17 protein-coding genes are annotated in these 14,907 nt (G+C 60.3%); 9 read left to right on the forward strand and 8 right to left on the reverse strand.

The genetic code is table 11. The features are described 5' to 3' along the window. Window positions 1-132 precede the first annotated feature (132 nt). Both dusA and tal read left to right on the forward strand, forming a co-directional pair. Window positions 133-1,128: a tRNA dihydrouridine(20/20a) synthase DusA gene (gene dusA / locus H096_RS28000; protein ID WP_033902558.1), complete on the forward strand. Its 996-nt coding sequence runs from the start codon at window positions 133-135 to the stop codon at window positions 1,126-1,128. A 168-nt stretch (window positions 1,129-1,296) separates the two neighbouring features. Further along, window positions 1,297-2,223, forward strand: coding sequence for a transaldolase (gene tal, locus H096_RS28005; protein ID WP_033902559.1), 927 nt, complete (start codon window positions 1,297-1,299; stop codon window positions 2,221-2,223). A 71-nt stretch (window positions 2,224-2,294) separates the two neighbouring features. Here tal and rssC read toward each other — a convergent pair whose 3' ends face one another. Together rssC and rssB are read right to left on the reverse strand one after the other, a co-directional pair. Next, window positions 2,295-2,777 carry an anti-sigma factor antagonist RssC gene (gene rssC, locus H096_RS28010; RefSeq protein WP_003172602.1) on the reverse strand — a complete coding sequence of 161 codons (483 nt, stop codon included), beginning with the start codon at window positions 2,775-2,777 and terminating at the stop codon, window positions 2,295-2,297. Continuing rightward, complete coding sequence (rssB, locus tag H096_RS28015) at window positions 2,777-3,958, reverse strand: two-component system response regulator RssB (protein WP_016975286.1); 1,182 nt, start codon at window positions 3,956-3,958, stop codon at window positions 2,777-2,779. Before rssB ends, rssC begins: the two co-directional genes overlap by 1 nt. Window positions 3,959-4,234: 276 nt before the next feature. Between rssB and H096_RS28020 the strand changes: the two genes are divergently transcribed. After that, the gene (locus H096_RS28020; protein WP_033902560.1) at window positions 4,235-4,531 is read left to right on the forward strand and encodes a PilZ domain-containing protein; all 297 of its coding nucleotides are present in this window, start codon (window positions 4,235-4,237) and stop codon (window positions 4,529-4,531) included. A gap of 60 nt (window positions 4,532-4,591) precedes the next feature. Here H096_RS28020 and H096_RS28025 read toward each other — a convergent pair whose 3' ends face one another. Then, entirely contained in the window at window positions 4,592-5,281 is a 690-nt protein-coding gene (locus H096_RS28025; RefSeq protein ID WP_010212030.1) for a VacJ family lipoprotein, read from the reverse strand. Between the two features lie 195 nt (window positions 5,282-5,476). Here H096_RS28025 and H096_RS28030 point away from each other — a divergent pair, with 195 nt between their 5' ends. Together H096_RS28030 and H096_RS28035 are read left to right on the forward strand one after the other, a co-directional pair. Continuing rightward, window positions 5,477-6,085 carry a hypothetical protein gene (locus H096_RS28030; protein ID WP_033902561.1) on the forward strand — a complete coding sequence of 203 codons (609 nt, stop codon included), beginning with the start codon at window positions 5,477-5,479 and terminating at the stop codon, window positions 6,083-6,085. A 110-nt stretch (window positions 6,086-6,195) separates the two neighbouring features. Then, entirely contained in the window at window positions 6,196-6,462 is a 267-nt protein-coding gene (locus H096_RS28035; protein WP_005786202.1) for a DUF4404 family protein, read from the forward strand. A gap of 36 nt (window positions 6,463-6,498) precedes the next feature. Here H096_RS28035 and queF read toward each other — a convergent pair whose 3' ends face one another. Both queF and H096_RS28045 read right to left on the reverse strand, forming a co-directional pair. After that, the gene (gene queF / locus H096_RS28040) at window positions 6,499-7,329 is read right to left on the reverse strand and encodes an NADPH-dependent 7-cyano-7-deazaguanine reductase QueF (protein WP_033902562.1); all 831 of its coding nucleotides are present in this window, start codon (window positions 7,327-7,329) and stop codon (window positions 6,499-6,501) included. Window positions 7,330-7,398: 69 nt separating this feature from the next. Next, entirely contained in the window at window positions 7,399-7,911 is a 513-nt protein-coding gene (locus tag H096_RS28045) for a cupredoxin family protein (RefSeq protein WP_033902563.1), read from the reverse strand. A gap of 155 nt (window positions 7,912-8,066) precedes the next feature. Between H096_RS28045 and H096_RS28050 the strand changes: the two genes are divergently transcribed. Both H096_RS28050 and H096_RS28055 read left to right on the forward strand, forming a co-directional pair. Next, on the forward strand, window positions 8,067-8,747 hold the full coding sequence (locus tag H096_RS28050; protein ID WP_033902564.1) for a heavy metal response regulator transcription factor: 681 nt from the start codon (window positions 8,067-8,069) through the stop codon (window positions 8,745-8,747). After that, the gene (locus H096_RS28055; RefSeq protein ID WP_033902565.1) at window positions 8,744-10,090 is read left to right on the forward strand and encodes a heavy metal sensor histidine kinase; all 1,347 of its coding nucleotides are present in this window, start codon (window positions 8,744-8,746) and stop codon (window positions 10,088-10,090) included. The genes H096_RS28050 and H096_RS28055 overlap by 4 nt, the downstream gene beginning before the upstream one ends. 106 nt (window positions 10,091-10,196) lie before the next feature. On the opposite strand, the gene H096_RS28060 is transcribed toward H096_RS28055, so the two are convergent. From H096_RS28060 to H096_RS28070, 3 genes are all read right to left on the reverse strand, one after another. Then, entirely contained in the window at window positions 10,197-11,441 is a 1,245-nt protein-coding gene (locus H096_RS28060) for a lipoprotein-releasing ABC transporter permease subunit (RefSeq protein ID WP_033902566.1), read from the reverse strand. Window positions 11,442-11,503: 62 nt separating this feature from the next. Next, window positions 11,504-12,187: a lipoprotein-releasing ABC transporter ATP-binding protein LolD gene (gene lolD / locus H096_RS28065; RefSeq protein ID WP_167351254.1), complete on the reverse strand. Its 684-nt coding sequence runs from the start codon at window positions 12,185-12,187 to the stop codon at window positions 11,504-11,506. 7 nt (window positions 12,188-12,194) lie between these two features. After that, window positions 12,195-13,445, reverse strand: coding sequence for a lipoprotein-releasing ABC transporter permease subunit (locus H096_RS28070; protein WP_033902568.1), 1,251 nt, complete (start codon window positions 13,443-13,445; stop codon window positions 12,195-12,197). 94 nt (window positions 13,446-13,539) lie between these two features. Between H096_RS28070 and H096_RS28075 the strand changes: the two genes are divergently transcribed. Together H096_RS28075 and H096_RS28080 are read left to right on the forward strand one after the other, a co-directional pair. Next, on the forward strand, window positions 13,540-14,124 hold the full coding sequence (locus tag H096_RS28075; protein WP_033902569.1) for a PilZ domain-containing protein: 585 nt from the start codon (window positions 13,540-13,542) through the stop codon (window positions 14,122-14,124). Between the two features lie 46 nt (window positions 14,125-14,170). Continuing rightward, on the forward strand, window positions 14,171-14,893 hold the full coding sequence (locus H096_RS28080; RefSeq protein ID WP_016975274.1) for a glycerophosphodiester phosphodiesterase: 723 nt from the start codon (window positions 14,171-14,173) through the stop codon (window positions 14,891-14,893). The last annotated feature ends 14 nt before the right edge of the window (window positions 14,894-14,907 follow it).

Below are 14,907 nucleotides of genomic sequence, written 5' to 3' on the forward strand. Positions count from 1 at the left end.
CTAGCCTTCAAAAACGCGGGAAATGATGAAACCTGCTTGTGCTACAGGTTTGGTTCAGAAAACCAGCGCGAATCCTGCACCTTTATTCCTGATAAACTCGCGTCCTTCGCCCTACCCACCTCAGATTGTCCAATGTCCCCGATCAGTGCCGCACCACACTCTTTTTCCCGCCGTTTCTCCGTCGCGCCCATGATGGATTGGACGGACCGCCACTGCCGGTTCTTCCTACGCCTGCTCTCCAAACACGCCCTGCTCTACACCGAAATGGTCACCACCGGCGCCATCCTCCACGGCGACCACGAACGCTTCCTGCGCCACAACGAAGCTGAACACCCTCTAGCCCTGCAATTGGGCGGCAGCGTTCCCGCCGATCTGGCCGCCTGCGCGCGCATGGCGCAGGGGGCCGGCTACGACGAGGTGAACCTGAACGTCGGCTGCCCCAGCGACAGAGTGCAGAACAATATGATCGGCGCGATCCTGATGGCTCACCCGGCGCTGGTGGCAGATTGTGTGAAGGCAATGCGCGATGCGGTGTCGATCCCTGTGACGGTGAAGCATCGCATCGGGATCAATGGGCGGGACAGTTATGCCGAGTTGTGTGATTTCGTCGGGACGGTGAAGGACGCTGGCTGCACCAGTTTTACGGTGCATGCGCGGATTGCGATTCTGGAGGGGTTATCGCCCAAGGAGAATCGGGACATCCCGCCGCTGCGCTACGACGTCGCGGCCCAGCTGAAGCAGGATTTCCCTGAGCTGGAGATTATTCTCAACGGCGGAATCAAGACGCTGGAGCAGTGTCATGAGCATTTACAAACGTTCGACGGGGTCATGCTGGGGCGCGAGGCTTATCACAATCCGTATTTGCTGGCGGAGGTGGATCAGCAATTGTTTGGCAGCACGCAGCCGGTGATCAGTCGAGCCGAGGCGCTGGCGCAGTTGCGGCCTTACATTGCCGAACATTTGGCCGGGGGCGGGACGATGCACCACATTACCCGGCATGTGCTGGGGTTGGGCACGGGTTTTCCGGGGGCGAGGAAGTTCAGGCAGTTGCTGTCGGTGGATATTCATAAGGCGAGCGATCCATTGGCCTTGCTGGATCAGGCGGGCGCGTTATTGGAAGGGCGTTGATCAGGTTGAACCTGCTGGCCGTTTTGTCCTCCTATTTAACAGCCAGACCTGCCATTCAAACGGCTGTTTTCAGGTTGTTGCCCTCGCAAACGATCGAACGCATTTGCGCCCTTGAGCCCCTGCCGGCGCTCGGGTAATGTCATCAGACCCATAGGACAGAGCACGCCCATGACTTCCAAGCTGGAACAACTCAAGCAATTCACCACTGTCGTTGCCGATACTGGCGATTTTTCCACCCTCGCCAAGCTCAAGCCGCAAGACGCCACCACCAACCCTTCCCTGCTGCTCAAGGCTGCGTCGATCCCTGCGTATGCCAAGCTGCTGGATGAGGCCGTGCAAGACTGCAACGGTGACGTGGGCCTGGCCAGCGACCGCTTTGCGGTGGCAGTCGGTCAAGAGATCCTCAAAGTGGTACCTGGGCGTATTTCCACTGAGGTGGATGCCCGCCTGTCGTTTGACGAAGCCGCTATTCTCAAGCGCGCACACCGTCTGATCGACCTGTATGACAAAGCCGGCGTTGGCCGCGACCGCGTGCTGATCAAGATCGCTTCCACCTGGGAAGGCATCCGCGCCGCCGAGCAGCTGGAAAAAGAAGGCATCCAGACCAACCTGACCTTGCTGTTCTCCTTCGCCCAGGCCGTGGCCTGCGCAGAGGCCGGTGTGTTCCTGATCTCGCCGTTCGTGGGCCGTATCTACGATTGGTACAAAAAGGCCAATGGCAACGACTACACCGGTTCGGATGATCCGGGCGTGCAGTCGGTGACGCGCATCTACAACTACTACAAGGCCAATGGCTACAAGACCGTGGTGATGGGCGCGAGCTTCCGCAACCTCAGTCAGATCGAAGAGCTGGCCGGGTGCGATCGCCTGACCATCAGCCCGGACCTGCTGGAGAAGCTGGCGGCTGACGAAGGCACGCTGGAGCGCAAGCTGTCGCCAGGCCATGCCGGTGAAGCCCGTGTGCATTTGACTGAAGCGCAGTTCCGCTGGGAGTCCAACGAGGACGCGATGGCAACAGAGAAGCTGGCCGAGGGTATCCGTCAGTTTGCTCGGGACCAGGAAAAACTCGAAGCGCTGTTGTCCGCCAAGCTGTAAAGCAGCCACGGCAAAAAGGGCGGTCACCCTCACGGGGACCGCCCTTTTTTCATGCTTCGAATTCGTCTAGATCAATGCCGCTCCAGCGCATTCACCAGGTCGTGGAACGCTTCGCGATTGGACTCGTTCAACCCCATCAGGATCTTGTGCGCTTCCAACACCTTGACCCGCACCACTTCCTCGGACTGGTCCTGGGACGGCAGGTCAGTCAGGCACTCCGGGCACGGAATCGGGCGGTCAACGATGTTGAACACCTGATCGAACCCCATGGACTGCAACAGACGGGTAATGTCTTCGTGGGTGGTGACCACAGTCGGCAACAGGCCAACCTTCTGCCGAGACAGAATGGACAACTTGGCCAACAACCCAAGAGTGGTGCTATCGATGCTGCGGGTTTCGGTCAGATCGATCACGATCGCCGAGAAATTCAACGCTGTGAAGATCCGCTCAATCGTCGCATCCAGCGCCGAACACAAGGTCAGGCGCACTTCACCGACAAATTTCAGGACAAAGGTCCCGTCTTGCTCGGCGAATTGGATTCTTCCGGTACTCATCAAAGATTCCTGCTCAACACCAATAGGGCGATATCATCCGGCATCTCCCCTAGCGTGGCCAATCCAAAAACCTGCCGCAGGCCATCCAGGCTGCCGCCCGCCGACTTGACCTTTTGGGGCAAGGCGGCTTCTTTCTCTTTGAGTGTAGGCTCTGGAAGAAGGTCCAGGATGCCGTCTGACATCAACGTGAGGCTGAACGTCGGCGGCAGCTCCAGGATGTGGTCTTCGTAGGTGGCTTCATTGAACAAGCCAACCGGCAGACCACGGCCTTCCAGATAACGCACACTGTCTGGAGTGTATAAAACCGGCATCGGCAGGTGACCACCGATGCTGTAGGTCAAAAGACCGGTTTCTTCATCAATCACGCCGCCAACCATCGTCACGTGCTTGCCCAGCTTGCAGCTGATCAGGCCCCGATTGATGTGGCCCAGCACCTCGGAGGGGGTGAACTCCGGCAAGGTGCCATTGCGCTTGGATTCGAACAGCAACCGCGTGGTCATGAATTTCAACAACACGGTGACAAAAGCCGAGGAAGCACCGTGGCCGGAAACGTCGGCCAGGTAGAACGCCACACGTCGCTCATCCACACGGAAGTAATCGACAAAATCACCCGACAGGTACAACGACGGGATGATCTGGTGGGCAAACTGGAAGTCGTCGATGGTCCAGGGGCTGACCGGCAGCATGTTCATCTGCACCTGGCGACCGGCATTCTGGTCCTCCTGGAGCAGGTTGAGGCTGGCTTCGAGTTCGCGGTTGGCGGTTTCGAGCTTTTCGCGGTAGCGCTGGTTCTCCACCAGCAGGCGTGCACGATCCAGGGCACGGCGCACCGAGTGCTCCAGTACCGCCAGGTCTTCCAGGGGCTTGATCAGGTAGTCGGCGGCGCCCAGGCGCAAGGCTTCGACAGCATCGTTCATCACCCCGGCACCCGACACCACAATCACCGGCGTCTGCGGGGCGAGCTCAGTCACCTGGCGAATCAGCTCCAGGCCGCCCATCTGGGGCATGCGCAGGTCGCAGATCACAAGGTCGGGCTGGTCGCGCTCGAATACCTGGAGACCCTGTTGGCCATTACTGGCCTGCAGGACGCTGAAGCCACTGTCTTCCAAATAGGCCGCGAGGCTCGCGCGCACTACTTCGTCGTCATCGATTATCAGCAGCGTGGCACTGGTTTTTTGCATGTGGGCAAACGGCGCCAGAATTAGGTTGGCGTAGGTGGCGCGACAATGGCCGGGCTCACGTACTGGATTCGCTTTCTAGCCTCTCTGTCCTACAAAGCATTGGGATTGTCCCCATGCACAACGGTAAAGCAGAGGTGCCCTTCTAAGGCGCAGACGGTACTCCCATCCGTCAGGGGTTTCAAGCTCATGCCGATGGTCGCCGGGCGTCTTTACACCGCAAATCACCGGGAGTTATAAGAACAGGCACGACCACAACACAAAGTAAGGATGAAGCCCATGAGCGAACACGAGCGCGACTACGCCGAAAAACGCGATTTCATCCGCATGCGTGTGGATGCAGACGTGTCCCTGATCCATGCAGGGCAAGAGATTGCCGGGGTTTGCGTGGACCTTTCCAGTTCCGGCATGCAGGTGCAGGCGCCTCGCCAGTTCAACGTAGGCGACCTGCTGACCGTGCGCATCGATTCGGAGCACGCCGCGCTGAAGGGGCTAGAGGCCGATACCGAGGTGGTATGGGCCAAGGCCACGGGCCAAGACCAGCACCTGGGCCTCAAGATCCTGAAAATGCGCTGAAAACCGCGCACAAAAAAGGCGACCGCTGAGGTCGCCTTTTTCATTTCAAAACGTCACGACTTAAAAGTCGTCGACGACCTTGCCGTCCTTGACCTTGAACTCACGGTTCTGCAGGTAGGCGTTACGGATGAAGGTGTACTTGTCACCGGTGATCAGCTTCTCGCTATCGAGCAGGCTGGCACGGGTGTCGACGATATTCAGGCCGAAAGTACTGTTGCGCCAGCCGATATCGTTCATGTAACGGTACGGTTGGGTGTAGCTGTCCACGTACTTGGACGGCGCATCACGCAAGGTGCTTGGGCCGAGCAGAGGCAGCATTACGTAAGGACCGCTGCCGACGCCCCAGTAGCCGAGGGTCTGGCCGAAATCTTCATCGCTGCGTTGCAGCCCCATTTTGGTGCCGACATCGATAAAGCCCAGCACGCCGAAAGTGGTGTTGACCAGCAAACGTGCCGTGTCGACACCGGCATTATGCGGCTTGAGCTGCAGCACGTTGTTGGCCAGGTTGCCTACGTCGCCGATGTTGCGGAAGAAGTTGTGAATGCCATCCTGTACGAACTGCGGCGTCACGAACTGATAGCCCTGGGCCAATGGCTTGAGGGCATAGGTATCTACGGTGTCGTTAAAGGTGAAGATCGGGCGGTTGACGCTTTCCCACGGATCATCTTCCGACGCGGCCTGTGCGGCGAAAGGCGCCAACAAGACAGTGGCACACACCGACAGCTGAGCGAAGTAGTGGCTCCAGCGCATAGCTTTTGCTCCTTGAATGGTCTGTCATGGGCGCTATGCCCTGAATAAGGCCGTCAGTATATGACGGAAGTTGGCAATTAGGCAGTAACTAGGAAATGTCACAACAAAAATGGACAAATTTCCTACAATTCACAATCCTGTCATCGACTTGTCATCCTGGCTCGATAGCGTTGGTGCTATTTCAGGGATGTCGACATGCCTCACGCCGAGATAGCCATCGCCAGCGCGCCCACCTTGACTGCCGTCCTGTTTGGTTTGAGTGGCTGCCTGGTGGACTTCGGTTCCCGTGCTCGCACCGACTCGCCCTCCCTTGAATCCCAGGCTACGCCCGGCGCCCTGAACATCCTGCGCAGTCTCAAGGAACAAGGCGTCCCGTGCGCCTGGCTGGATGAACTGCCTCCCGCCGTCACCACCCCGCTGGCCGCCACGCTGCCTGCGTGGGTCAAGGCGACACCACCCTCCTCCATTCGCTGGCCTGCGCCCCATGCCTGCTGGCAAGCCTTGATGCAGCTGAACATCGAACGCCTGGAAGGCTGCGTCTTGGTCAGCGGCGAACCGCGCTTGCTGCAATCCGGGCTCAACGCCGGGTTGTGGACCATCGGCCTGGCCTCCTGCGGCTCGCTGTGCGGCATGGCGCCGGAGCAATGGCAGGCGCTGAGCGAACAGGAACGCGAGCATAAGCGCGGCAAGGCCACCGTCGCCCTGTATGGGCTGGGCGTGCACTCGGTGATCGACCACTTGGGCGAACTCGGCACCTGCCTGGCCGACATAAGCCTGCGCCAGCTCAAAGGCGAGAAGCCCTGACACGGATCATGCACAGTCGACGTCAGTGGATTAATCTACAAGTCAGCCCGTAGACCTTTCTCGGCGTGCCGCGGTCTATGCCAGTGCCTATCGATAAAAGGAAACACGTCATGCCTGATCGCAAAAAACTGGAAGAACAGGTCGAAATCCTGCGCGGGCAGTTGGAACAGGAACCGCCGCTGTCGGAAGAAAAACGTGAAGCGCTGGAAGCCTTGATTGCCAAGTTTGAATTACAACTCGAACTGGAGCCGGCCACTCAAACACCGAGTATCTCCGACGATGTGAATCAAGCGGCCATCGAGTTCGATGCCGAGCACCCGGTGATTTCCGGGACCCTGCGCAATATCATGATCACCTTGGGCAATATCGGGATCTGATAGCAAAAAGCCCCGCAATCGCGGGGCTTTTCAATGTTACTGACGGGCCAGGCGCACATTCTGGAACGCCACATCCTCAGTACTGCGATACGGGTTGATATCCAACCCACCCCGCCGCACATACCGCGCGTACACCGTCAACTTTTCCGGCTTCAGCAAGCGCTGCAAGTCCAGGAAGATGCGCTCTACGCACTGCTCATGGAAGTCCGAGTGCTGGCGAAAGCTCACGATGTACTCCAGCAGGCTGCCGTGATCCAACGCGTGACCACGGTATTGCACCACCACACTGCCCCAGTCCGGCTGGCTGGTCACCGGGCAGTTGGATTTGAGCAGGTGGCTGTGCACGCTCTCCTCGACAACACGCGAGTCATCACAACGCAGCAATTCCGGGCGCGGGTGCTCGTAGTTGCTGACGCTGATATCCAAATCATCGATGCACACACCCGGCAACGCCATCACGCCTTCGGCCTCGATCTCGGCCAGGCTGCGGATACGCACGCTCACAGGCGCACCCGCGGCAGCGCTGAGGTCGGTGCGCAAGGTGGTTTCCAGGCTGGCAGCATCGGCAAACGCGGTCTGGTTCAGCGAGTTGAGGTACAGCTTGAACGACTTGGACTCGATGATGTTCGGCGAGTCAGCCGGGATGCTGAACTCACCGATGGCCACCACCGGCTTGCCCGACGGCAGCAGCCACGACAGTTCGAAGCAGTTCCAGAAATCCACGCCCTTGTACGGCAAGGTCTCGGCGCTCAGGCCCAGCTCGGCCCATTTGGCGGCACGCGGGATCGGGAACAGCAACGAAGGTGTGTAGGTGGAGATGTATTCACTGGACTTGCCCAGCGGCGAATGTTCGGCTGCGGGATGCATGGCGGAAACCTGGCTAAATAAACCGTGCCAGTCTACCAGCCTTTGCCCCCGCGCCTAAGCGCCAGCGGATCAATCGACGTTGAGCTTGCCGACCATGCCCGCCTGGTAATGCCCCGGAAGGTTGCAGGCAAACTCCAGGCCAGTGGCCTTAGTGAACGTCCAGGTCAGCTCGGCGGTTTTGCCCGGCTCGACCAGTACGCTATTGGGATCATCGTGTTTCATCGCACCGTGGCCCATGGCTGCATGATCCATCTTGCCCATGCCCGTTGCCGTCAACATGCCACTGGCCTGCATCTGCAACATTTCCTTCTGGTGTTCGGCATGCATCGCAGCGTCGCCCAGGTTGAATTCGTGGAGCAACTGGCCTTTGTTGACCAGTACAAAGCGCACGGTCTCACCGGCTTTCACGTCTAGGGACTTGGGCGAAAAGGAAATGTCCTGCAGGGTTATTTCCACGGTACGCGTGGCTTTGCTCGCCGGCGCAGCCTCGCCGAAGGCATAGGTGTGGGCCGCATCGGCCATCGCATCAACACTCAATGCCAACAGGCAACCCGCCAACAACAGGGGTGTACGCAACGCCATCGGTCTTCTCCAAAAATAGATGAACAGCTTGGGCAGCACTCTAAGATTGCGCCGCTGCCAGCCAGCTGACTGCTAGATTACAACTTTGTCAGGTTGCTCCCCCGCCCTGGCACTCAAGGTATAAAGCCGTCGTCCACCGTTGCCAAGAGCTGCCCATGAAACTGCTGATCGTCGAAGACCAACCCAAAACCGGCCACTACCTGCGCCAGGGCCTGGCCGAGGCGGGCTTTACCACCGAACTGGTGGCCGATGGCACCACCGGCCAGCACCTTGCGCTGACCGGGGACTACGACCTGTTGATCCTCGACGTGATGCTGCCGGGCCGCGACGGGTGGCAGATCCTCCAGGCCGTGCGCAGTGCCGGCATGGACATTCCGGTGCTGTTCCTCACTGCCCGCGACGCCGTCGAAGACCGTGTGCATGGCCTGGAGCTGGGCGCCGACGATTACTTGGTCAAGCCCTTCGCCTTTTCCGAACTGCTCGCCCGCGTGCGCAGCCTGTTGCGTCGTGGCAGCAGCACACCGCAGGAAACAGCGCTGCAACTGGCCGACCTGCGCCTGGACCTGATCCGCCGCCGCGTGGAGCGAGACGGCCAACGCATTGACCTGACCGCCAAGGAATTCTCCCTGCTGGAACTGCTGCTGCGCCGCCAGGGCGAAGTGCTGCCCAAATCGCTGATCGCTTCCCAGGTGTGGGACATGAACTTCGACAGCGACACCAACATCATCGAAGTGGCGATCCGCCGCCTGCGTCTGAAAGTCGACGACAACTTCCCCAATAAGCTGATCCACACAGTACGCGGCATGGGCTATGTGTTGGAGGAGCGGGTCAATTGATCAAGCGCCTGTCCCTGGCCAGCCGCCTGGCGCTCCTGTTTGCCGCCTGTACCGCCGTGGTGTCGCTGATCGCCGGGGTGCTGTTCAATCGCGCCAGCGAGGCGCACTTCATTGAGTTGGACCAGCAGCAACTCGACAGCAAACTGGTGGCGCTGCGCAGTACCTTGCAGGGTGTCGACTCGCCAGAGGCCTTTGCCCGGCGTGAAGCGCAATTGCGCACCGAACTCAGTCGCCAGCCCGACCTGACGCTACGCATCACTGCCGCCGGCCAACGCTGGCTGGACGATGCGCCAAGCGTGACCTTGCCCGAGGCAGCCGGCCTGCACAGCCTGCAAAACGCCGACACCGACTACCGGGTCTACAACGCGCCGTTGAGAGCCGGCCAACCCGACTCGCCGCAACTGAGCCTGATGCTCGATATCACTCACCATCAGCACTTCTTGCAGCGCATGCAGCACCTGATCTGGCTCACCGTCGGCCTATCGGCCTTGGCGACCGCCCTGCTCGGCGCCTGGGCTGCGCGCAGCGGGTTGCGGCCACTTCGACGCATGGGCGAAGTGGCCGCCAGTGTGTCGGCACACTCCTTGACCCAACGTTTGCCCCAACAGGAAATGCCCACGGAACTGGCCGACCTGGCCCAAGCCTTCAACGCCATGCTTGGCCGACTCGACGACGCGTTCCAGCGCCTTTCGGCGTTTTCCGCCGACATCGCCCACGAACTGCGCACGCCGCTGTCGAACCTGCTGACCCAGACCCAGGTCATCCTCACCCAGCCACGGCCGCTGGAGGACTACCGCGAGGCGCTGCACAGCAACCTGGAAGAACTGCAATGGATGGCGCAGTTGGTCAACGACATGCTGTACCTGGCCAAGGCGGATCACGGCTTGTTGATGCCCAAGCGTGAAACCTTGGTGCTGGCGGATGAAGTGGATGCGCTACTGGAGTTTTTTGCACTGCTGGCGGAAGACGGGCAGATCAGCCTAATGCGCGAGGGCACGGCCCGTACGACGGGTGATCGTGGGATGTTGCGCCGGGCACTGTCGAATCTGCTGGATAACGCACTACGGTTTACTCCGCCGGGTGGCGAAGTACGTGTGCGAATCGAGGATGGGGTGAGGCTTTCAGTGGAGAACACCGGGGATGGCATTCCAGCGGAGTTGCTGCCGAGGTTGTTTGACCGCTTCTACCGGGTGGACCCGGCGCGCCACGAAGGCAGCAGTGAGCATGCGGGGCTGGGGCTGGCGATTACCCAGTCGATTGTGCGGGCACATGGCGGGAGGATTTATTGTGAATCTGGGGCGGGATTGACAAGGTTTGTGATTGAGTTGCCGACTGAAGTTTGATGCAAGATGGGCCGACCTCTTCGCGAGCAAGCCCGCTCCCACATTTGAATGTATTCACAAATCAAAAATGTGGGAGCGGGCTTGCTCGCGAAAGCGGTCTTGAAGTTTACGAATATCTCAGGGCATGCGCCGGCTCAATCTTCGCCGCCCGATACGCCGGATACAGCGTGGCCAGAAAGCTCAACACAAACCCGGCCGTGCAGATCAGCAGCACATCCCCGCCTTGCAGCTCCGACGGCAGGTTGCTGACAAAGTACACGTCCGAACTGAAGATATGCTGCCCGGTAACCCGCTCGACCCAGCCCACCAGCTCACTCACGTTCAGCGCGGCAATCACGCCCAATACGCCGCCGATCAAGGTGCCGACGATACCGATCACCGTGCCCTGCACCATGAAGATCGCCATGATCTGCCGTGGTGTCGCGCCGATGGTGCGCAAAATCGCAATGTCCGCGCCCTTGTCGTTCACTACCATGATCAGCGTGGCGATGATGTTGAACGCGGCCACGGCGACAATCATCAGCAACAGCAGGCCGATCATGGTCTTTTCCATCTTCATCGCGCTGAACAGGCTGCCCTGGGTGTGGGTCCAGTCGTCAGGCTTGTAGGCGGCGCCCAGGCTGGCGGCGATGTCCGATGAGACCTTGGGGGCCGCGTACAGGTCTTTCACCGCCAGGCGCACGCTTTGTACCTGGTTTGGCTGCCAATGCTGGATCTCTGCGGCGTCGGCCATGTGGATCATGGCCATGGAGCCGTCCAGTTCAGCACCGACCTTGAAGATGCCCACCACGTTCAAACGCTGCATGCGCGGGGTGATGCCGCCCGGCGCGGTGCTGATTTCCGGCACGATCAGGGTCACTTTGTCGCCCACATTCAGACGAAAGCGCCGAGCCGTGATTTCGCCGACTACCACGCCGAACTCGCCGGGTTTCAAGTCTTCCAGACTGCCGCGCACGATGTGTTGGGCCACGATCGACACCTTGCCTTCCTGCGCCGGGTCGATGCCGCTGATCTCAATCGGCTGCATCGCGCCTTTGTAGGAGAACATGCCGTCCATCTGCGTGAAAGGTACGGCGGCAGTCACTTCCGGATTCTTCATCGCGGCGGCGGCCACCGGCTGCCAATCGTTAATCGGATTCACGCCGACGATGGTGGCATGGGGCACCATGCCGAGGATGCGCGAGCTCATTTCGCGCTGGAAGCCGTTCATCACCGACAACACCACGATCATCGCCAACACGCCCAGGGCGAGGCCGATCATCGAGGTCATCGAGATAAACGAGACAAAACGGTTGCGGCGCTTGGCGCGGGTATAGCGCGTGCCGATGAAAATCGATAACGGTCTGAACATTCGCTTGCACCGCCTGAAAAAATGAAAAAGCCCGGCGCTTGAAGCGCCGGGCTTGAAACGGGTCAGATGGCGACCAGATGACCTTCCTGCAGGTGCAATACACGGTCCATCTGGCGGGCCATGCTCATGTCATGGGTCACCACCAGGAACGCGGTGCGCATCTGGGTGCTCAATTCCAGCATCAAGTCCTTGATGCCCTGGGCGGTGTGGGAATCGAGGTTGCCGGTCGGCTCATCGAGCATCACCAACCCTGGGTTGTTCACCAGGGCGCGGGCGATGGCCACACGCTGGCGCTCGCCGCCGGACAACTCGGCCGGTTTGTGCTCCAGGCGATGGCCGAGGCCAACGCGCTCCAGCAGCGCTTTGGCACGCTGGCGGGCTTGCGGGATCGCGGTCTTGCCGATCAGCAGCGGCATGCACACGTTTTCCAGGGCGGTGAACTCCGGCAACAGGTGGTGGAACTGATACACAAAGCCCAGCGAACGGTTGCGCAACTGGCCGCGAGCCTTTTCACCGAGGGCCGACAGTTCTTCACCGGCCAGCCACACGCTGCCCTGGGACGGCGTATCAAGGCCGCCCAACAGGTTCAGCAAGGTACTTTTACCGGAACCGGAACTGCCGACGATCGCCACGCGCTCGCCTGGGTGCAGCTCAAGTTGCAGGTTGGACAGCACCACCACCGACTCCGGGCCTTCCTCGTAGGATTTGCCCAGGTCGCGGCAGCTCAGGATTGCTTTTTCACTCATGCCCGATTCACTCATAACGTAAGGCCTGTGCTGGCTGGGTACGTGCCGCGCGCCAGGCTGGATACAGGGTGGCAAGGAAACTCAGGACCAACGCAGCACCGCCCACCATCAACACGTCCTGGGCCTGAACCTGGGACGGCAAGTAGTCGATGAAGTAGACGTCGGCGTTGAGAAACTTGTGGCCGATCAGGGTTTCGAGGCCGGCGATGGCGGCGCTCACGTTCAGCGCGGCCAAAATGCCGACGGCCGTACCGATCAGGGTACCGACCACGCCGATCACGGTGCCCTGCACCATGAAGATCGCCATGATCTGCCCCGGCGTGGCGCCGAGAGTACGCAGAATGGCGATATCGCCCTTCTTGTCGTTCACCACCATCACCAACGTGGAGATGATGTTGAAGGCCGCCACGGCGACGATCAGCAGCAACAGCAGGCCGATCATGGCTTTTTCCATGCGGATGGCCTGGTACAGGTTGCCGTGGGTACGGGTCCAGTCGCGGGCGTAGTACTGGCTTTCACCCAGGTGCTGGGCGATTTCCCAGGCGCCGCGCGGCGCATCGAACAGGTCGGCGAACTTGAGGCGCAGGCCCTGCACTTGGTCTGGCTGCCAGCGATGCAGGCGCGCCAGGTCGGTGAGGTTGGTCAGGCCTAGGTAGCCGTCGATCTCGCCAGCGCCAACGTGGAAAGTGCCGACCACGGTAAAGCGCTTCATGCGCGGGAACATGCCCGCCGGGGTCACGGTGACTTCCGGCGCGACGAAGGTCAGCTTGTCGCCGAGGCCCACGCCGAGCTTGGCCGCGGCCTTGTCGCCGATGACGATGCCAAAGCTGCCGGGCGCCAGGTCATCGAGTTTGCCCTCCAGCATGAACTTGTCGATGATCGAGACGTTGCGTTCCTGGACCGGGTCGATGGCATTGAGCAGGATCTTCTGCACCTTGCCGTCATGGGTCAGCAACCCCTGCATCTGGGTGAATGGCGCGACGGCCAGCACCTTGGGGTTCTGCTTGACCTTGTCGGCCAGGCTTTGCCAATCACTGATGGGCGCATCGCCCTCGATGGTCGCGTGGGGCACCATGCCCAACACGCGGGTGCGCATCTCATGATCAAAGCCATTCATCACCGACAGCACCACGATCATCACGACCACGCCCAAGGCGAGCCCGATCATCGAGGTCAGGGAAATGAACGACACAAAATGATTGCGACGCTTTGCACGGGTATAACGCGTGCCAATAAATACGAAGAGAGGTCTGAACATGTCGGGGCTTGTTCGGAGGAAAAGAAGACGTCCCGCTGGCGGGGTCTGGTAAGCAGCTTTACACTCTGACCATTACCGCTAGCTGGGGTTCGCCATGTCGACATTAGATGAAGAAGAACGCCGCGAATACTACCGTATCGACGACATGATCGCACTTCAAATCAAAAGCCTGTCTGCCCCCGAGGCGGCGAGCAAGGAAGTGTTGCTGGATGATTCTCCGCTGTTCAATTTACTCAGTGAATTGCACCTGAGCGAATTCGAAGCCCAGCACCTGCTGCGCCAGCTCAGCGAGAAGGATCGCACCCTCGCCGCCTTCCTTCGCGTGCAGAACAAACGCCTGGACCTGCTCAGCCAGATCATGGCGCGCGGCCTGCTGGATGAGGTCGGCGCACCGCAGCCGGTGATCATTTCCGAAGGCGGCATCGACTTCCAACACCCCACGCCCCTGCCAGCCGGTGCGCACCTGGCGGTCAAGCTGGTGCTCATGCCCCAGGCGCTCGGCCTGCTGCTGCGCGCGCGGGTCACCCATTGCGACCCCAAAGGCGCAGGCTTTGATGTCGGCACGGAATTCGAAGCCATGACCGACGCCCAACGCCAACTGCTGGCGCGCTACATCCTGCAGAAACAGGCCCAGGAACGCCGCCTGGCGCGGGAACAGAGCGACGCCCAAGACACTTGAACTCTCGAATTCACCCCGCCAGACGACCTGGCGTAAAGGAGCAACTGTGACCCTGATCTACGGCCACCGCGGTGCCAAAGGCGAAGCACCGGAAAACACCCTGACCAGCTTCCAGGAGTGCCTCAAGCACGGTGTACGCCGTTGCGAACTGGATTTGCACCTGTCCATGGACGGCGAGCTGATGGTCATCCACGACCCGACCCTCAAGCGCACCGCCGACCGGCGCGGCAAAGTCGTCGAATACTCGGCAGCCGACCTGGTAAAGATGGATGCGCGCAAAGGCGGCCCTGGCTGGGTCAAGCCGTGCCCGATTCCGCGCTTGGAAGAGCTGTTCGAAAAGTGTGACTTCGATCACTGGCAACTGGAAGTCAAAAGCGCCTCGCGCACCCGCGCCGCCACCACCGTGTTGGCGATCCGCGAGATGGCCGTGCGCTTTGGCCTGATGGACAAAGTCACCGTCACCTCAAGTTCGCGAGAAGTGCTGAAGGCGGCCGTTGAACTCACCCCCGACCTGTCACGCGGCCTGGTCGCCGAATACGCCTGGCTCGACCCGCTGAAGGTCGCGCAGAATTACGGCTGTGAGATCTTGGCGTTGAACTGGACGTTGTGCACCCCTGAGCGACTGGAAAAAGCCCAGCGCCAGGGTTTGCACGTGTCCGTATGGACCGTCAACGAACCCGCGCTGATGCGCAGGCTCGCCGACTTCGGCGTAGATAGCCTGATTACAGACTTTCCCGGTTTGGCCACTGCCACTCTCGGGAATTACTGAAATCGGTCTCCCCG

Origin of the sequence: Pseudomonas sp. FH1, from assembly GCF_000510895.2 — a bacterium.
Classification (GTDB): Bacteria; Pseudomonadota; Gammaproteobacteria; order Pseudomonadales; family Pseudomonadaceae; genus Aquipseudomonas; species Aquipseudomonas azotoformans_A.